Annotated in this window: 16 protein-coding genes; all 16 read left to right on the forward strand. The window is 60.4% G+C overall.

Annotated elements, in window-relative coordinates; translation table 11 throughout:
* The first annotated feature begins 124 nt into the window (after positions 1-124).
* Positions 125-580, forward strand: coding sequence for a division/cell wall cluster transcriptional repressor MraZ (mraZ, locus tag FHW68_RS26500; protein ID WP_003205355.1), 456 nt, complete (start codon positions 125-127; stop codon positions 578-580).
* Positions 577-1,524 (forward strand): 16S rRNA (cytosine(1402)-N(4))-methyltransferase RsmH, encoded by a 948-nt coding sequence (gene rsmH, locus FHW68_RS26505; protein WP_168185087.1) that lies wholly within the window; start codon positions 577-579, stop codon positions 1,522-1,524. Before mraZ ends, rsmH begins: the two co-directional genes overlap by 4 nt.
* The gene (gene ftsL / locus FHW68_RS26510) at positions 1,521-1,814 is read left to right on the forward strand and encodes a cell division protein FtsL (RefSeq protein WP_032830409.1); all 294 of its coding nucleotides are present in this window, start codon (positions 1,521-1,523) and stop codon (positions 1,812-1,814) included. Before rsmH ends, ftsL begins: the two co-directional genes overlap by 4 nt.
* Positions 1,814-3,553, forward strand: a complete 1,740-nt coding sequence (locus tag FHW68_RS26515) for a penicillin-binding protein 2 (RefSeq protein ID WP_183683865.1) — start codon at positions 1,814-1,816, stop codon at positions 3,551-3,553. The genes ftsL and FHW68_RS26515 overlap by 1 nt, the downstream gene beginning before the upstream one ends.
* Positions 3,553-5,016 (forward strand): UDP-N-acetylmuramoyl-L-alanyl-D-glutamate--2,6-diaminopimelate ligase, encoded by a 1,464-nt coding sequence (locus tag FHW68_RS26520; RefSeq protein WP_183683846.1) that lies wholly within the window; start codon positions 3,553-3,555, stop codon positions 5,014-5,016. The genes FHW68_RS26515 and FHW68_RS26520 overlap by 1 nt, the downstream gene beginning before the upstream one ends.
* Positions 5,009-6,376, forward strand: a complete 1,368-nt coding sequence (gene murF / locus FHW68_RS26525; protein WP_095632526.1) for a UDP-N-acetylmuramoyl-tripeptide--D-alanyl-D-alanine ligase — start codon at positions 5,009-5,011, stop codon at positions 6,374-6,376. The genes FHW68_RS26520 and murF overlap by 8 nt, the downstream gene beginning before the upstream one ends.
* The gene (gene mraY / locus FHW68_RS26530) at positions 6,376-7,458 is read left to right on the forward strand and encodes a phospho-N-acetylmuramoyl-pentapeptide-transferase (protein WP_095632525.1); all 1,083 of its coding nucleotides are present in this window, start codon (positions 6,376-6,378) and stop codon (positions 7,456-7,458) included. The genes murF and mraY overlap by 1 nt, the downstream gene beginning before the upstream one ends.
* 5 nt (positions 7,459-7,463) lie before the next feature.
* A complete protein-coding gene (gene murD / locus FHW68_RS26535) occupies positions 7,464-8,810 on the forward strand; it encodes a UDP-N-acetylmuramoyl-L-alanine--D-glutamate ligase (RefSeq protein WP_183683848.1) in 1,347 nt (448 codons plus the stop codon).
* Entirely contained in the window at positions 8,807-10,024 is a 1,218-nt protein-coding gene (gene ftsW / locus FHW68_RS26540) for a putative lipid II flippase FtsW (protein WP_095632523.1), read from the forward strand. The genes murD and ftsW overlap by 4 nt, the downstream gene beginning before the upstream one ends.
* Entirely contained in the window at positions 10,014-11,084 is a 1,071-nt protein-coding gene (murG, locus tag FHW68_RS26545; RefSeq protein WP_095632522.1) for an undecaprenyldiphospho-muramoylpentapeptide beta-N-acetylglucosaminyltransferase, read from the forward strand. Before ftsW ends, murG begins: the two co-directional genes overlap by 11 nt.
* Positions 11,077-12,537, forward strand: a complete 1,461-nt coding sequence (gene murC, locus FHW68_RS26550; RefSeq protein WP_183683850.1) for a UDP-N-acetylmuramate--L-alanine ligase — start codon at positions 11,077-11,079, stop codon at positions 12,535-12,537. The genes murG and murC overlap by 8 nt, the downstream gene beginning before the upstream one ends.
* Positions 12,534-13,517: a D-alanine--D-alanine ligase gene (locus FHW68_RS26555; protein WP_095632520.1), complete on the forward strand. Its 984-nt coding sequence runs from the start codon at positions 12,534-12,536 to the stop codon at positions 13,515-13,517. The genes murC and FHW68_RS26555 overlap by 4 nt, the downstream gene beginning before the upstream one ends.
* 4 nt (positions 13,518-13,521) lie before the next feature.
* The gene (locus tag FHW68_RS26560; RefSeq protein WP_095632519.1) at positions 13,522-14,388 is read left to right on the forward strand and encodes a cell division protein FtsQ/DivIB; all 867 of its coding nucleotides are present in this window, start codon (positions 13,522-13,524) and stop codon (positions 14,386-14,388) included.
* 14 nt (positions 14,389-14,402) lie between these two features.
* Positions 14,403-15,662, forward strand: a complete 1,260-nt coding sequence (gene ftsA / locus FHW68_RS26565) for a cell division protein FtsA (RefSeq protein WP_007904319.1) — start codon at positions 14,403-14,405, stop codon at positions 15,660-15,662.
* 95 nt (positions 15,663-15,757) lie between these two features.
* Positions 15,758-16,951, forward strand: coding sequence for a cell division protein FtsZ (gene ftsZ, locus FHW68_RS26570; protein ID WP_007939850.1), 1,194 nt, complete (start codon positions 15,758-15,760; stop codon positions 16,949-16,951).
* Between the two features lie 112 nt (positions 16,952-17,063).
* Positions 17,064-17,975: a UDP-3-O-acyl-N-acetylglucosamine deacetylase gene (gene lpxC, locus FHW68_RS26575; protein WP_007939852.1), complete on the forward strand. Its 912-nt coding sequence runs from the start codon at positions 17,064-17,066 to the stop codon at positions 17,973-17,975.
* Positions 17,976-18,035: the final 60 nt, after the last annotated feature.

Genomic DNA, 18,035 nt, shown 5'->3' on the forward strand with positions numbered 1-18,035 from the left:
CTTTTCCTTTAATGCGCGCCTTGACGGTGTGGTGGGCGCATTCCTATAGTGTGCGCAAGTGGCGGAAAGTGGCATGAAGTGGGTTTTTTGAGCGCAAAACGCTAATATTTGGAGAAACGCTGACGTGTTTCGCGGAGCTAACGCTATCAGTCTCGATGCAAAGGGCCGTCTCGCAATGCCGAGCCGGTACCGTGACGAGCTGGTTTCGCGTAGTTCCGGTCAATTAATCGTCACCATCGATGCCGTTGATCCGTGTTTGTGTGTTTATCCCCTCGATGAGTGGGAAATTATCGAAACCAAACTGCGCGCATTGCCTTCGCTTCGCGAAGAGAACCGCCGCCTGCAACGTTTACTGATTGGTAATGCCGTCGACCTCGAGCTCGACGGCAGTGGTCGTTTTCTGGTTCCGCCGCGTCTTCGCGAATATGCCAAGTTGGATAAGCGCGCGATGTTGGTAGGCCAACTGAACAAGTTCCAATTGTGGGACGAGGATGCCTGGAATGCGGTTTCTGCCGCTGACCTGGCTGCTATTCAACAACCGGGCGCCATGCCTGATGAACTGCGTGATTTAATCCTGTGACTATTGATAGCGGCTTTAACCACATCACCGTACTGCTTGACGAAGCCGTCGAGGCTCTCGCCGTACGTCCTGATGGCTGCTATCTGGACGGTACGTTCGGACGTGGCGGGCACAGTCGGTTGATCCTCAGTCAGCTCGGACCTGATGGCCGGTTGCTCGGATTCGACAAAGATCCCCAAGCGATTGCCACCGGGCAAACGCTAGCGGCCGAAGACGGCCGCTTTGTCGTTGTGCAGCGCAGCTTTGCCGAGCTCGGTTCGGAAGTCGCCGAACGCGGTCTGGCCGGCAAGGTCAGCGGTGTTCTGCTCGACCTCGGCGTGTCCTCGCCACAGCTCGACGACCCGCAGCGCGGTTTCAGCTTTCTCAACGACGGTCCGTTGGACATGCGCATGGACCCGTCCCGCGGGATAAGCGCCGCCGAGTTCGTCAACACCGCGCCGGTGGAAGAAATCGCCCGGGTGTTCAAGCAATACGGCGAAGAGCGTTTCTCCGGACGCATGGCACGTGCCGTCGCCGAGCGTCGCGACATCAAGCCGTTCGAGCGCACTGGCGATCTGGCTGAAGTGCTGAAAGTCGCCAACCCGGCATGGGAAAAGGGCAAGCACCCGGCCACCCGTGCATTCCAGGGCCTGCGTATTCACGTCAACAACGAATTGGGCGATCTGGAAGCCGGCCTCGAAGCGGCGCTGGAATGCCTTGAAGTGGGCGGCCGTCTGGTCGTTATCAGCTTCCACTCGCTGGAAGACCGCATCGTCAAACTGTTCATGCGCAAGCTGGTGAAAGGCGAAGCCGACAACTTGCCGCGCAACCTGCCGGTCCGTCATGTCGCTTTCGAACCGATCATCAAAATCCATGGCAAAGCGCAGACCGCCTCGGAGGCCGAACTCAAAGCCAACCCACGTTCTCGTAGCGCCGTCATGCGCGTCGCGGAGAAGCTGCGGTGAGCAAGCTTTTCGCCAAGCCACTTCCCGGCGGAAGCTTTTTCATGCTGCTGTTGTTTGCCGGCGTGCTTGTGTCGGCTATAGGCGTGTCCTATAGCGCGCACTGGAATCGTCAACTGCTCAACTCTCTGTACGGTGAATTGAGCGTGCGCGACAAGGCGCAGGCGGAGTGGGGGCGGTTGATTCTCGAGCAAAGCACCTGGACCGCCCATAGCCGCATCGAAGTCCTGGCTACCGAGCAACTGAAGATGCGCATTCCCGGCGCCGCTGAAGTGCAGATGGTGGCGCCATGATGAAACTCGAAGGCGCGCTCTTTCCCTGGCGGTTCCGTCTGGTGGTCGGGTTGCTCGGCATCATGGTGGCGGCGATTGCCTGGCGCATCATTGATTTGCAAGTGGTCGACCGTGCCTTCCTCAAAGGTCAGGGCGATGCGCGCAGCGTTCGCCATATTCCGATTCCGGCTCACCGTGGTCTGATTACCGACCGTAATGGCGAGCCGTTGGCCGTGAGTACTCCGGTCACTACCCTGTGGGCCAACGCCAAGGAAATGCAAACGGCCAAAGAGAAGTGGCCGGCACTGGCGGCTGCCTTGGGACAGGATCCGAAAGCCCTGGCTGAGCGCCTCGAAGCCCAGGCCAACAAAGAATTCATTTATCTGGTGCGCGGGTTGACCCCCGAGCAGGGCCAGGCCGTGCTCGATCTGAAAGTACCGGGCGTTTATGGCATTGAAGAGTTCCGGCGTTTCTACCCGGCCGGCGAAGTCACCGCCCACATGGTCGGCTTCACCGACATCGATGACCACGGGCGCGAAGGCGTCGAGCTGGCTTATGACGAATGGCTGGCCGGCGTGCCCGGCAAGCGGCAGGTGATCAAGGACCGGCGCGGCCGGCTGATCAAAGATGTCCAGGTCACCAAAAACGCCAAGGCCGGCAAGCCCTTGGCGTTGTCCATTGACCTGCGCCTGCAATATCTGGCCAACCGTGAACTGCGCAATGCAATCATCGAGAATGGCGCCAAGGCCGGTAGCCTGGTGATCATGGACGTGAAGACCGGCGAGATCCTGGCCATGGTCAACCAGCCGACCTACAACCCGAACAACCGTCGTAACCTGCAACCTTCGATGATGCGCAACCGCGCGATGATCGACGTGTTCGAACCGGGTTCGACCATGAAGGCGATCTCCATGAGCGCCGCGATTGAAACCGGGCGCTGGAAGCCGACCGACACGGTTGAGGTGTACCCAGGCTCTTTGCAGATTGGCAAGTACACCATCAAGGACGTCTCCAAGAGTGAAGGCCCGGTACTCGACCTGACCGGCATTCTGATCAATTCCAGTAACGTCGGTATGAGTAAGATTGCGTTCGATATCGGCGGCGAAACGATTTTCCGCCTGGCGCAGAAAGTCGGCCTCGGCCAGGACACCGGGCTCGGTTTCCCGGGCGAGCGCGTCGGCAACCTGCCGAACTACCGCGAATGGCGCAAGGCTGAAACCGCCACGCTGTCCTACGGCTACGGTATTTCGGTGACGGCGATCCAGTTGGTCCACGCCTTTTCGGCCTTGGCCAACAATGGTCGCCTTGCACCCCTGACCCTGATCAAAACCGACAAGGCACCGCAAACCACACAGGTATTGCCGGAAGCCGTCGCGAAAACCATGCAAACGATGCTGCAACAAGTGATCGAAGCCCCGCGCGGTGTATTCCGTGCGCAAGTGCCGGCATATCACGTGGGCGGCAAGTCGGGTACTGCACGTAAAACGTCGGTCGGTACCAAAGGCTACGCCGAGAATTCCTACCGCTCGCTGTTCGCCGGATTCGGCCCGATGAGCGATCCGCGCTACGCAATCGTGGTGGTGATCGATGAGCCGACCAAAGCCGGTTACTTCGGCGGTCTGGTATCGGCGCCGGTGTTCAGCAAAGTGATGTCCGGGACCTTGCGCCTGATGAACATCACCCCGGACAACCTGCCTGCCACTCAACAAGCGAACGCCACACCGGTCGTTCCGCTGAAAGCCAATGGAGGGCGCGGCTGATGTCGCTGAGCCTGAACAAGATATTCGCCCACGCCGGTCGCGATCTGCTGATTCGCGAATTGGCGCTGGACAGCCGTAACGTACGAGCAGGCGATCTGTTTCTCGCGGTGCCTGGTGGCAAGTTCGACGGGCGCGCGCACATCGCCGACGCCTTGCAACGCGGCGCTGCTGCCGTGGCTTATGAAGTCGAAGGCGCGACTGTGCTGCCAATCACCGACGTGCCGTTGATTCCGGTCAAGGGCCTGGCGGCGCAGCTGTCGGACATTGCCGGGCGTTTCTATGGCGATCCGAGCCGTCATTTGAACCTGATCGGCGTGACCGGTACCAACGGTAAAACCAGCGTGACCCAATTGATCGCCCAAGCGCTCGACCTGCTGGGTCAGCACTGCGGCATTGTCGGCACCCTGGGCTCCGGTTTCTACGGCGCGCTGGAAAGCGGTCTGCACACCACGCCGAACCCGATTGCGGTGCAAGCGACCCTCGCCGACCTGAAAAAAGCCGGCGCCAAAGCCGTGGCCATGGAAGTCTCTTCCCACGGGCTGGATCAGGGCCGCGTGAGCGCACTGGCCTTCGATGTGGCGGTGATGACCAACCTGTCGCGCGACCATCTGGATTACCACGGCACCATGCAGGCTTATGGCGAAACCAAGGCCAAGCTGTTTGCCTGGAATGACCTGAAGTGCCGGGTGGTCAACCTGGACGACGAATTCGGCCGGCAACTGGCTGCCGATGAGGGCGAGTCGCGACTGATCACTTACAGCCTGGAAGATGCCGGCGCCTACCTGTATTGCCGCCAGGCGCAGTTCGACGATGAAGGTGTGCGCGCCACGCTGGTCACGCCGCAAGGCGAGCACCATTTGCGCAGCACCTTGCTCGGTCGTTTCAACCTGAGCAACGTGTTGGCCGCGGTCGGCGCCTTGCTCGGGCTGGACTACGCGCTGGACGAAATCCTCAAGGTGCTGCCCAAACTCGAAGGTCCGGCCGGTCGCATGCAGCGCCTGGGTGGCGGTACCCAGCCATTGGTGGTGGTCGATTACGCCCACACGCCGGATGCGCTGGAAAAAGTCTTGATGGCCCTGCGTCCACACGCCAAAGGCCGGTTGCTGTGCCTGTTCGGTTGCGGTGGTGATCGCGATCGCGGCAAGCGTCCGCTGATGGCAGAAGTGGTCGAACGTCTGGCCGATGGCGTACTGGTCACCGATGACAATCCGCGCACCGAAGACCCAACCGTGATTTTCGACGACATCCGCGCCGGTTTTACCGCTGTGGATAAAGTGACCTTCGTCGCTGGCCGTGGCGAGGCGATTGCCCAATTGATCGCCAGTGCATCGGCCGATGACGTGATTGTCCTGGCCGGTAAAGGTCACGAGGACTATCAGGAAATCAACGGCGAGCGCCACGCTTTCTCCGATCTGGTCGAGGCTGATCACGCCCTGACCGCGTGGGAGGTGGCTCATGCTTAAGGCCTTGAAACTGAGCGAACTGACCCGTGCATTGAATGGTCGCCTGATTGCCGGCGACGCCAGCTTCGACGGCGTCAGCATCGACAGTCGCGCAATCAAGCCTGGCCAGCTGTTTATTGCCCTGGCCGGCCCGCGTTTCGATGGCCATGACTACCTCAATGACGTCGCCGCCAAAGGCGCCGTGGGTGCCCTGGTCGAGCGCGAAGTTGCTGGCAGCGCGCTGCCGCAACTGCTGGTCAAGGACACCCGTCAGGCCCTCGGCCAATTGGGCGCGATGAACCGTGCGGCGTTCACTCAACCGGTCGTGGCCATTACCGGTTCCAGCGGCAAGACCACGGTCAAGGAAATGCTCGCGAGCATCCTGCGCACGCGCGGTCCTGTATTGGCGACCCGTGGCAATCTGAACAATGACCTTGGTGTTCCGCTGACCCTGCTCGAACTGGCACCGGAACACACGGCGGCAGTCATTGAACTGGGGGCCTCGCGGCTCGGCGAAATTGCCTATACCGTTGCCATGACCAAACCCCATGTCGCCGTGCTGAACAATGCCGGTACTGCTCACGTTGGCGAGTTCGGTGGCCCGGAAAAAATCGTCGAGGCCAAGGGCGAGATCATTGAAGGGCTGGATGCTTCGGGCGTCGCCGTTTTGAATCTCGACGACAAAGCGTTTCCAATCTGGAAGGCTCGTGCCGCTGCCCGCCAGGTGATGAGTTTCTCTCAACTGGATGCCGGCGCGGATTTTTATGCCAGTTTCATCGTTTCCGATGCACGCGGCTGCCCTGCATTCGAACTGCACACACCGCAAGGTATTGCCCGAATTCAATTGAACCTGCTCGGCGGGCATAACGTTACCAACGCAGTTGCTGCCGCTGCCGCCGCTTATGCCTTGGGCGTGTCCTTGTCGCATATCGCTTCGGGGCTCAATGCGGTGCAACCGGTCAAGGGGCGCGCCGTTGCGCAACTGGCAACTAACGGTATGCGCGTGATCGATGACACGTATAACGCAAACCCCACCTCCATGTGCGCCGCCGTTGATATACTCGCCGGCTTTTCCGGCCGCACCATTCTGGTGCTCGGAGATATCGGCGAGTTGGGCGATTGGGCGGAGCAGGGGCACCGCGATGTGGGCGAGTACGCCCGCGGCAAGGTTTCCGCGCTTTACGCGGTCGGGCCAATGATGGTTCACGCCGTAAACGCTTTCGGCGAGCAGGCTTTTCACTTCAGTACTCAGGCTGAACTGATCAAGGCCCTGGAAGCCGAGCAGGACCCAAACACCACCATTTTGATCAAGGGCTCGCGCAGCGCCGCGATGGAAAACATCGTCGCCGCTTTGTGCGGGACCCGTCTGGAGAAACATTAATGCTGCTGCTGCTAGCGGAGTATCTGCAACAGTTCTACAAAGGCTTCGCGGTCTTCCAGTACCTGACCCTGCGGGGGATTCTCGGTGTGCTGACCGCGCTGGTCTTGTCGCTGTGCTATGGCCCGTGGATGATCCGCACCTTGCAGAACCGTCAGATCGGTCAATCCGTTCGCAACGATGGCCCGCAATCGCACCTGTCCAAATCCGGTACCCCGACCATGGGCGGGGCGCTGATTCTTTCGTCCATCGGTGTCAGCACCTTGCTCTGGGCCGACCTGGCCAACCGTTACGTTTGGGTGGTGTTGTTGGTCACCTTGCTGTTTGGCGCCATCGGCTGGGTAGACGATTACCGCAAAGTCATCGAGAAAAACTCCCGTGGCCTTCCGAGCCGCTGGAAGTATTTCTGGCAGTCGGTGTTCGGCCTGGGCGCGGCGGTCTTCCTTTATATGACCGCGGCAACGCCGGTAGAAACCACCCTCATCCTGCCCATGCTCAAGGACTACAGCATTCCGCTGGGCGCGGGTTTCATCGTCCTGACCTATTTCGTGATTGTCGGCTCCAGCAACGCAGTCAATCTGACCGACGGCCTCGACGGTCTGGCGATCATGCCTACCGTGATGGTCGGCGGCGGCCTGGGGATCTTCTGCTATCTGTCGGGTAACGTGAAGTTCGCTGAATACCTGCTGATTCCCTACGTGCCGGGCGCCGGTGAGTTGATTGTGTTCTGCGGTGCGTTGATCGGCGCGGGTCTGGGTTTCCTCTGGTTCAACACCTATCCGGCCCAGGTATTCATGGGCGACGTCGGTGCACTGGCGCTGGGCGCGGCCCTGGGCACCATCGCGGTGATCGTCCGCCAGGAAATCGTCCTGTTCATCATGGGCGGCGTGTTCGTGATGGAGACCCTGTCGGTTGTCATCCAGGTTGCCTCCTTTAAGTTGACCGGTCGCCGTGTGTTTCGCATGGCACCGATACACCACCACTTTGAACTCAAGGGCTGGCCCGAGCCGCGCGTGATCGTCCGTTTCTGGATCATCACCGTGATTCTGGTGCTGATCGGCCTTGCCACCCTGAAGCTGAGGTAGAACGAGTGTCCCTGATCGCTTCTGACCACTTCCGCATCGTTGTCGGCCTCGGCAAGAGCGGCATGTCCCTGGTTCGCTTCCTGGCGAACCGGGGCGTGTCGTTTGCTGTCGCCGACACGCGGGAAAATCCACCGGAACTGGCCACGCTCAAGCGTGACTATCCGCACGTGGAAGTGCGTTGTGGCGAGCTGGACGTCGAGTTCCTGTGCCGTGCCGACGAGCTCTACGTGAGCCCCGGCCTGGCGCTGGCGACCCCGGCCCTGCAGGCTGCCGCCGCCCGTGGCGTGAAGTTGTCCGGCGACATCGAGCTGTTCGCGCGTAACGCGAAGGCGCCGATTGTCGCCATCAGCGGTTCCAATGCGAAAAGCACCGTCACCACCCTGGTGGGTGAGATGGCCGCGGCAGCCGGCAAGCGTGTCGCCGTTGGTGGCAATCTCGGCACGCCGGCGCTGGATTTGCTCAGCGATGACGTCGAGTTGTACGTGATGGAGTTGTCGAGCTTCCAGCTCGAAACCACCGATCAACTCAACGCCGAAGTGGCGACCGTGCTCAATATCAGCGAAGACCACATGGACCGCTACAGCGGTCTGCCGGCCTATCACTTGGCCAAGCACCGGATCTTCCGGGGTGCCCGGCAGTTTGTGGTCAATCGTCAGGACGCCCTGAGCCGTCCGCTGATGGGCGAAGGTCAGCCGTGCTGGACCTTCGGTTTGAGCAAACCCGATTTCAAGGCCTTCGGGATCCGGGAAGAGGACGGCGAGAAGTACCTGGCCTTCGAATTCCAGAACCTGATGCCAGTGCGCGAATTGAAGATTCGTGGCGCGCATAACCAGTCCAACGCCCTCGCGGCATTGGCGCTGGGCCACGCCGTGGGGTTGCCGTTCGACGCCATGCTTTCGGCCTTGCGCAATTTCGCCGGGCTTGAGCATCGCTGCCAATGGGTACGCGAGCTCGATGGCGTGAGCTATTACAACGATTCCAAAGCCACCAACGTCGGCGCCGCGCTGGCCGCCATCGAAGGCCTGGGTGCGGACATCGACGGCAAACTCGTGCTGATCGCCGGTGGCGATGGCAAGGGTGCCGAGTTCAAGGACCTGCGTGATCCGGTCGCGGCCAACTGCCGCGCCGTCATTTTGATGGGCCGTGATTCCGACAAGATCGGCGAGGCCATCGGCGACGCCGTGCCACTGATTCGCGTCGGCTCGCTGATCGAAGCAGTCGCCCAATGCCGCGCCATCGCCGAAAAGGGCGACGCAGTGCTGCTGTCGCCGGCCTGTGCCAGTTTCGACATGTTCAAGAACTACGAAGATCGCGGTCACCAGTTTGTCCGCGCCGTGGAGGACTTGGCATGAGCCTCCTGAATATCATCAAGCCGTACCCGTCGCCGATCATCACCGGGCGCGGCATTGACCTCGATTTCCCGATGCTCGCCGGTTGCCTGGCACTGCTGGGGCTGGGGCTGGTGATGATTGCATCGGCATCCACTGAAGTGGCGGCGGTGCAATCGGGCAGTGCCCTGTATTACATGATCCGCCACCTGATCTACGTGGTGCTGGGCCTTGGTGCCTGCATCGTCAGCATGATGATTCCGATTGCTACCTGGCAACGCCTGGGCTGGCTGATGCTGATTGGCGCTTTCGGTTTGCTGGTGATGGTGATCATCCCCGGGATCGGTCGCGAGGTGAACGGTTCGATGCGCTGGATCGGCTTCAGCTTCTTCAACGTTCAGCCTTCCGAGATCGCCAAGGTGTTCGTGGTGATCTACCTCGCCGGTTATCTGGTGCGTCGCCAGAAAGAAGTGCGTGAAAGCTGGATGGGCTTCTTCAAGCCGTTCATCGTTCTGCTGCCGATGGCGGGCCTGTTGCTGATGGAGCCGGACTTCGGTGCCACGGTCGTGATGATGGGGGCCGCTGCGGCGATGCTGTTCCTTGGCGGCGTCGGGCTGTTCCGTTTTTCCCTGATGGTTGTCCTGGCTGTCGGTGCGGTGGTGTTGTTGATTCAAATGCAGCCGTATCGAATGGCGCGACTGACCAACTTCGCGGACCCGTGGGCCGACCAGTTCGGTGCGGGCTATCAGTTATCTCAAGCCTTGATCGCTTTCGGTCGTGGCGAGTGGCTGGGCGTTGGCCTGGGCAACAGCGTGCAGAAGCAGTTCTACCTGCCGGAAGCCCACACTGACTTCGTGTTCTCGGTGCTGGCCGAAGAACTGGGGGCCGTGGGTTCGTTGTGCACCCTGGCGCTGTTCGTCTTTGTCTGTATTCGTGGCATGTACATCGGTTACTGGGCCGAGAAGGCCAAACAGTTTTTCGCCGCTTACATTGCGTATGGCTTGTCGTTCCTGTGGATCGGTCAGTTTCTGATCAACATCGGAGTGAACGTGGGCCTGCTGCCAACCAAGGGGCTGACCCTGCCATTCCTCAGTTATGGCGGCAGCTCGTTGGTGATCTGCTGTGCCTGTCTTGGCTTGTTGTTACGCATCGAGTGGGAGAGTCGAACCCACTTGGGCAGTGAAGAGATGGAGTTCCATGAGAGCGACTTCGCCGAGGAGCCGACCCATGGGCGCTAACGTATTGATCATGGCGGGCGGCACCGGGGGCCACGTGTTCCCGGCACTGGCCTGCGCTCGCGAGTTCCAGGCCCGCGGTTACACCGTGCACTGGTTGGGCACGCCGCGCGGGATCGAGAACGATCTGGTGCCGGCGGCCGGCCTTCAATTGCATCGGATCAACGCCAGCGGTTTGCGCGGCAAGGGCAAATTGTCCCTGCTCATGGCGCCGTTCATGTTGCTCAAGTCGATCTGGCAGGCACGGGCGGTCATTCGTCAGCTGCGGCCAGTCTGCGTGGTCGGCTTCGGAGGTTATGTGACCGGGCCGGGCGGTGTTGCAGCCAAATTGTCCGGCGTGCCGGTGATCGTTCATGAGCAGAACGCCGTCGCCGGTACCGCCAATCGGTTGCTGGTGCCGTTGGCCGCCCGAGTCTGTGAAGCGTTCCCCGACACCTTTACCCTGTCGAACAGCCGTCGCACCACCGGTAACCCGGTGCGTACCGAGCTGTTCCTCGAAACACCGCGACCTGCCCTGGCCGGTCGCAAGGCGCGTTTGCTGATCCTGGGCGGAAGCCTGGGCGCAGAGCCGTTGAACAAATTGCTGCCTGAAGCCCTGTCGCAAGTCGCTGCCGACCTGCGTCCGGACGTGTTTCATCAGGCCGGCAAAAACCATGATGAAGTGACTGCAGAGCGCTATCGCGCAGCTGGCGTCGAGGCGCACGTGCAGCCTTTCATCAAAGACATGGCCCAAGCCTATGGCTGGGCCGACCTGGTGGTGTGCCGTGCAGGCGCATTGACCATCAGTGAACTGGCGGCTGCCGGTCTGCCCTCGATGCTGGTGCCTTTGCCCCACGCGATCGACGATCACCAGACCCGCAACGCCGATTATTTGGCCCGTGAAGGCGCTGCCTTCCTGATGCCGCAAAGAACGACTGGCGCAGCGGACCTTGCCGCTCGCCTGACAGAGGTCTTGATGCAACCGCAACGACTCAACGACATGGCCACCGCGGCACGCCGCCTGGCCAAACCCGATGCCACTCGTAACGTGGTCGATACCTGCCTGGAGGTGGCCCATGGTTGAGAACAAGAAAGCCATGCCGCACCCGGAAATGCGCCGCATCCGTCGCATCCACTTCGTCGGTATCGGCGGCGTGGGCATGTGCGGCATTGCCGAAGTGTTGCTGAACCTGGGCTATGAAGTGTCCGGTTCCGACCTCAAGGCATCGCCGGTGACCGAGCGCCTGGAATCCTTCGGCGCCCACATTTATATCGGCCACCGTGCCGAGAACGCCGCGAACGCCGATGTGCTGGTCACCTCAAGCGCTGTGAACACGTCCAACCCGGAAGTGGCCACCGCCCTGGAACGCCGTATTCCGGTGGTACCACGGGCCGAGATGCTGGCTGAACTGATGCGCTACCGCCACGGCATCGCCGTCGCCGGTACCCACGGCAAAACCACCACCACCAGCCTGATCGCTTCGGTGTTCGCCGCCGGTGGCCTGGACCCGACATTCGTGATCGGTGGTCGTCTGAATGCCGCGGGCACCAATGCCCAGCTCGGCACCAGCCGCTACCTGATTGCCGAAGCCGACGAAAGCGATGCCAGCTTCCTGCACTTGCAACCGCTGGTGGCTGTGGTCACCAATATCGACGCCGACCACATGGCGACCTACGACGGCGACTTCAACAAGCTGAAGAAAACCTTCGTCGAGTTCCTGCACAACCTGCCGTTCTATGGTCTGGCGGTGATGTGCCTGGACGATCCGGTGGTGCGTGAAATCCTCCCGCAGGTGAAGCGTCCGACGGTCACTTATGGCTTTGGCGACGATGCCGACGTGCGTGCCATCAATGTGCGCCAACAAGGCATGCAGACCTTCTTTACCGTGTTGCGTCCTGATCGTGAGCCGCTGGATGTGTCGGTGAACATGCCGGGCAACCACAACGTGCTGAACGCACTGGCGACCATTTGCATTGCCACTGACGAGGGCGTCAGTGATGAAGCCATCGTCCAGGGCCTGTCCGGGTTCCAGGGTGTCGGTCGTCGCTTCCAGGTGTACGGCGAACTGCCGGTTGAAGGTGGCAACGTGATGCTGGTGGACGACTACGGTCATCACCCGACCGAAGTCGCGGCCGTGATCAAAGCCGTGCGCGGTGGCTGGCCGGAGCGTCGTCTGGTGATGGTGTATCAGCCCCACCGTTACAGCCGCACCCGCGACTTGTACGACGATTTCGTCAATGTGCTGGCCGACGCCAATGTGCTGCTGTTGATGGAAGTCTATCCGGCCGGTGAAGAACCGATTCCGGGTGCTGACAGCCGCAAGCTGTGCAACAGCATTCGCCAGCGCGGTCAGCTCGACCCGATCTACATCGAGCGTGGCGTCGACCTCGCGCCAATCGTCAAGCCGCTGCTGCGTGCCGGCGACATTCTGTTGTGCCAGGGCGCCGGTGATATCGGCGGTCTCGCACCGAAACTATTGAACAGTCCGTTGTTCGCTGGCGCGGTTGCCGCGCCAAGCGTGGGGAAGTTGAAATGACTGCTGCTTACGCCAACCTCGTTTCCACGATCGCGCCGAAAGATTTCGGCCGTGTCGCCGTGCTGTTCGGCGGCAAGAGTGCCGAGCGTGAAGTCTCCCTGAAATCGGGTAACGCGGTGCTCGACGCACTGCAAAGCGCCGGTGTGGACGCCTTCGGCATCGATGTGGGCGATGACCTGCTGCAGCGTCTGCTGAACGAGAAAATCGACCGCGCCTTCATCATCCTCCACGGTCGTGGCGGTGAAGACGGCAGCATGCAGGGCCTGCTGGAATGTGCAGGGATTCCGTACACCGGCAGCGGCATTCTGGCCTCGGCCCTGGCCATGGACAAATTGCGCACCAAGCAGGTCTGGCACAGCCTCGGTATTCCGACGCCACGCCACGCGGTACTGAGCTCTGAGGCCGATTGTATTTCGGCGGCCACGGAACTGGGCTTCCCTTTGATCGTCAAACCGGCCCATGAAGGTTCCAGTATCGGTATGGCCAAAGTGACTTCCGCGTCTGAATTGATCGACGCGTGGAAAGCGGCCAGTACCTACGATTCGCAAGTGTTGGTCGAGCAATGGATTCAAGGACCAGAGTTCACCATCGCCACCCTGCGTGACCAGGTGTTGCCTCCAATTGCCCTGGGCACAACCCACAGTTTCTACGACTACGACGCCAAGTACGTGGCTTCCGATACCCAGTACCGGATTCCGTGTGGCCTGGACAGCAACAAGGAAAAAGAACTCATGGACCTCACGGCCAAAGCCTGTGAGGCGCTGGGGATCGCCGGTTGGGGCAGGGCAGACGTGATGCAGGACGCCGACGGGCAGTTCTGGTTCCTGGAAGTCAATACCGCACCGGGGATGACCGATCACAGCCTGGTTCCGATGGCGGCCCGTGCCGCTGGCCTGGATTTCCAGCAATTGGTTCTGGCGATTCTGGCCGCCAGCGTTACCGGCAATGCTGCCGGTAACCAAGAGCCGACAAGAGGTTAAGACCATGCAAGGCGCTCAGCTACGTCATCAGCCTTCCGCTCCCGGCCGCAAGCCGGTGCCGCGGGGTGCCAGCCGAATGGTGGCCAAAGAGCCGATGTCTGCGCGCCTGCCGAAAGCCAATTTTGGTTTTCTGAAAAGTCTGTTCTGGCCCGTGCTGTTGGTCGCGCTGGGGTTTGGCACTTATGAAGGCGCACAGCGTTTGCTGCCGTACGCCGACCGGCCGATCACCAGGATCGCGGTACAGGGCGACTTGAGTTACATCAGCCAGCAAGCGGTGCAGCAGCGGATCGCCCCATTCGTGGCGTCGAGCTTCTTCACCATCGACCTGGCGGGCATGCGCACCGAGCTTGAACAGATGCCATGGATTGCTCACGCCGAAGTGCGCAGGGTATGGCCCGATCAGGTGGTGATTCGCCTGGAAGAACAACTGCCGGTGGCCCGTTGGGGCGATGAGTCGCTGTTGAACAACCAGGGGCAGGCGTTCACCCCGCGTGAACTGGCGAACTACGAACACTTGCCGCAGTTGTTCGGCCCGCAGCGGGCCCAGCAGCAAGTGATGCAGCAATACCAGGTGCTGAGCCAGATGCTCAGGCCATTGGGCTTCTCGATTGCACGCCTGGAGTTGCGTGAACGAGGCAGTTGGTTCCTGACCACCGGCGCCGGCAGCGCGGGCCCGGGAATCGAACTGCTGCTGGGACGCGGCAAGCTGGTGGAAAAGATGCGCCGCTTCATTGCCATCTATGACAAGACGCTCAAAGAGCAGATTACGAACATTGCGCGCATCGATCTGCGCTACGCCAACGGCCTCGCTGTTGGCTGGCGGGAACCTGTAGCGCCCACGACAGCCCAACCCGCTGTCGCGCAGAATTAAGAAGAGGCAGGACCATGGCAAACGTGCAAAGCGGCAAAATGATCGTCGGTCTCGATATCGGCACCTCCAAGGTGGTGGCGCTGGTAGGCGAGGTCTCGGACGACGGCACGCTCGAAATCGTCGGGATCGGTACTCATCCGTCCCGCGGCCTGAAAAAAGGCGTAGTGGTGAACATCGAGTCCACCGTGCAATCGATCCAGCGCGCGATCGAAGAAGCGCAGCTGATGGCCGGTTGCCGGATCCACTCGGCATTTGTCGGCGTGGCGGGCAATCACATTCGCAGCCTGAACTCCCACGGCATCGTGGCGATTCGTGATCGCGAAGTCAGCTCTGCCGACCTTGAGCGCGTTCTTGACGCTGCCCAGGCGGTGGCGATCCCGGCTGACCAGCGCGTGCTGCATACCTTGCCGCAAGATTACGTGATCGATAACCAGGAAGGCGTTCGCGAGCCGCTGGGCATGTCCGGCGTGCGTCTGGAAGCCAAGGTTCACGTTGTCACTTGCGCCGTCAACGCCGCACAGAACATTGAAAAATGTGTACGCCGCTGCGGTCTGGAAATCGACGACATCATTCTCGAGCAATTGGCCTCGGCCTACTCGGTCCTGACCGACGACGAGAAAGAGCTGGGCGTGTGCCTGGTGGACATCGGCGGTGGCACCACTGACATCGCGATCTTCACCGAAGGCGCGATCCGCCACACCGCGGTGATTCCGATTGCGGGCGATCAGGTGACCAACGACATCGCCATGGCGCTGCGCACCCCGACCCAATACGCCGAAGAAATCAAGATTCGCTACGCCTGTGCCCTGGCCAAACTGGCGGGTGCCGGTGAAACCATCAAGGTGCCGAGCGTCGGCGACCGTCCACCGCGCGAACTGTCACGTCAGGCCCTGGCCGAAGTGGTCGAGCCGCGTTACGACGAGCTGTTCACCCTGATCCAGGCCGAACTGCGTCGCAGTGGCTACGAAGACCTGATCCCGGCCGGCATCGTGCTGACCGGCGGTACGTCGAAGATGGAAGGCGCGGTGGAACTGGCCGAAGAAATTTTCCACATGCCGGTTCGCCTGGGCGTGCCGCATGGCGTCAAGGGCCTGGACGACGTGGTCCGCAACCCGATTTATTCCACCGGCGTCGGCCTGTTGATGTACGGCCTGCAGAAGCAGTCCGACGGGATTTCGTTCTCGGGCATCGGCAGCCGCGACAGCTACAGCAACGACGAACCGAAAGTTGCCTTGCTCGATCGCTTCAAGAGCTGGGTCCAAGGCAACTTCTGACAAAGCAGTTTCAAGCGACAAGTTTCAAGCGGCATGCGGTAAAAGCAGCAAAACGCAGTAGGCGAAAAAAACTAGAGAACGTAAGGAGAGGGAACATGTTCGAACTCGTAGACAACATCCCCGCAAGCCCGGTAATTAAAGTTATCGGTGTTGGCGGTGGCGGCGGCAACGCTGTCAATCACATGGTCAAGAGCAACATTGAAGGCGTTGAATTCATCTGCGCCAACACTGATGCCCAGGCGCTGAAAAGCATCAGCGCGCGGACCATCCTGCAACTGGGTACCAGCGTGACCAAAGGTCTGGGCGCCGGTGCCAACCCTGAAGTAGGTCGTCAGGCCGCTCTCGAGGACCGTGAGCGCATTGCCGAAGTCCTGCAGGGCACCAACATGGTGTTCATCACTACCGGCATGGGCGGTGGTACCGGTACCGGTGCTGCGCCAATCATTGCCGAAGTGGCCAAGGAAATGGGGATCCTCACCGTAGCGGTGGTGACCCGTCCGTTCCCGTTCGAAGGTCGCAAGCGCATGCAGCTCGCCGACGAAGGTATTCGTCTGCTGTCTGAAAGCGTCGACTCGTTGATCACCATCCCCAACGAGAAGCTGCTGACCATCCTCGGTAAAGACGCCAGCCTGCTGTCGGCTTTCGCCAAGGCTGACGATGTACTGGCCGGTGCCGTTCGCGGTATCTCCGACATCATCAAGCGTCCGGGCATGATCAACGTTGACTTCGCCGACGTACGCACCGTGATGTCCGAAATGGGCATGGCGATGATGGGCACTGGCTGCGCCAGCGGTCCGAACCGTGCGCGCGAAGCCACCGAGGCGGCTATTCGCAACCCGTTGCTCGAAGACGTGAACCTGCAAGGCGCACGTGGCATCCTGGTGAACATCACCGCCGGTCCTGACCTGTCCCTGGGTGAGTACTCCGACGTGGGTAGCATCATCGAAGCCTTCGCTTCCGAGCACGCAATGGTCAAGGTCGGTACCGTTATCGATCCGGACATGCGCGACGAGCTGCACGTGACTGTTGTTGCCACCGGTTTAGGCGCTAAAATCGAGAAGCCTGTCAAGGTCATCGACAATACCGTTCACACCTCGATGGCTTCCCAGCCACAACAACAAGCCCCTGTTCGTCAGGAACAGCCTGCGGTGAATTACCGTGACCTGGACCGTCCGACCGTCATGCGCAACCAGGCTCAGGCCGGTGCTGCGACTGCCGCGAAGATGAACCCGCAAGATGACCTGGACTACCTGGACATCCCGGCTTTCCTGCGTCGTCAGGCCGATTGATGAAATGTATCAGGGGTATTAGGGTGATTGGTGTTCAGCAAAGGTCTGGTCTGCTATCATCGCCAGCCTTTGTTGATACCAGTTCGCAATTTGCGCTGAAGCGGCCCATGCCATGATAAAACAACGCACCCTGAAGAATATTATCCGTGCCACAGGTGTCGGCCTGCACTCCGGGGAGAAGGTCTACCTGACCCTCAAGCCAGCGCCCGTCGACACCGGCATTGTGTTTTGTCGTGCTGACCTCGACCCTGTGGTGCAGATTCCTGCCCGCGCGGAAAACGTTGGCGAAACCACTATGTCGACCACGCTTGTTAACGGTGACGTCAAAGTGGACACGGTGGAGCACCTGCTCTCGGCCATGGCTGGCCTGGGCATCGATAACGCCTACGTCGAGCTCTCCGCGTCCGAAGTCCCGATCATGGATGGTAGCGCTGGACCCTTCGTATTCCTGATTCAATCGGCCGGCCTGGAAGAACAGGACGCCGCCAAGAAGTTCATCCGGATCCTGCGGGAAGTGACAGTGGAAGACGGCGACAAGCGCGCCACTTTCGTCCCTTTCGAAGGTTTCAAAGTGAGTTTCGAGATCGATTTCGATCACCCGGTTTTCCGTGACCGCACACAAAGTGCAAGCGTGGATTTTTCCAGCACTTCGTTCGTAAAAGAAGTCAGCCGCGCCCGTACCTTTGGTTTCATGAGTGACATCGAGTACCTGCGCAAGCACAACCTCGCACTCGGCGGCAGCGTTGAAAACGCAATCGTGGTCGACGCGGATGGTGTACTGAACGAAGATGGCCTTCGCTATGAAGACGAATTCGTGAAGCACAAGATCCTCGATGCAATTGGTGACCTCTACCTGCTGGGCAATAGCCTGATTGGTGAGTTCAAGGGCTTCAAGTCCGGACATGCATTGAACAACCAGCTGCTGCGCAAGTTGATTGAGCAGACAGATGCTTGGGAAGTCGTGACGTTCGAAGACGCCAGCACTGCACCGATCTCTTACATGCGCCCTGTTGCGGCCGTGTAAGCAAAAAACCTCTCTAGTTTTTTAAAGGCTACCTTCGGGTGGCCTTTTTTTATGGGGGCG

The sequence above is a fragment of the Pseudomonas sp. Tn43 genome (genome assembly GCF_014192635.1).
Taxonomy (GTDB): domain Bacteria; phylum Pseudomonadota; class Gammaproteobacteria; order Pseudomonadales; family Pseudomonadaceae; genus Aquipseudomonas.

What these genes read in the sequence shown, in the direction of transcription:
- murF (WP_095632526.1), top strand. Translation starts at nt 5,009, where the DNA reads ATGCTTAAGGCCTTGAAACTGAGCGAACTGACCCGTGCATTGAATGGT.
- murC (WP_183683850.1), top strand. Translation starts at nt 11,077, where the DNA reads ATGGTTGAGAACAAGAAAGCCATGCCGCACCCGGAAATGCGCCGCATC.
- FHW68_RS26560 (WP_095632519.1), top strand. Translation starts at nt 13,522, where the DNA reads ATGCAAGGCGCTCAGCTACGTCATCAGCCTTCCGCTCCCGGCCGCAAG.
- lpxC (WP_007939852.1), top strand. Translation starts at nt 17,064, where the DNA reads ATGATAAAACAACGCACCCTGAAGAATATTATCCGTGCCACAGGTGTC.
- FHW68_RS26515 (WP_183683865.1), top strand. Translation starts at nt 1,814, where the DNA reads ATGAAACTCGAAGGCGCGCTCTTTCCCTGGCGGTTCCGTCTGGTGGTC.
- mraY (WP_095632525.1), top strand. Translation starts at nt 6,376, where the DNA reads ATGCTGCTGCTGCTAGCGGAGTATCTGCAACAGTTCTACAAAGGCTTC.
- ftsW (WP_095632523.1), top strand. Translation starts at nt 8,807, where the DNA reads ATGAGCCTCCTGAATATCATCAAGCCGTACCCGTCGCCGATCATCACC.
- ftsZ (WP_007939850.1), top strand. Translation starts at nt 15,758, where the DNA reads ATGTTCGAACTCGTAGACAACATCCCCGCAAGCCCGGTAATTAAAGTT.
- FHW68_RS26520 (WP_183683846.1), top strand. Translation starts at nt 3,553, where the DNA reads ATGTCGCTGAGCCTGAACAAGATATTCGCCCACGCCGGTCGCGATCTG.
- FHW68_RS26555 (WP_095632520.1), top strand. Translation starts at nt 12,534, where the DNA reads ATGACTGCTGCTTACGCCAACCTCGTTTCCACGATCGCGCCGAAAGAT.
- ftsA (WP_007904319.1), top strand. Translation starts at nt 14,403, where the DNA reads ATGGCAAACGTGCAAAGCGGCAAAATGATCGTCGGTCTCGATATCGGC.
- murG (WP_095632522.1), top strand. Translation starts at nt 10,014, where the DNA reads ATGGGCGCTAACGTATTGATCATGGCGGGCGGCACCGGGGGCCACGTG.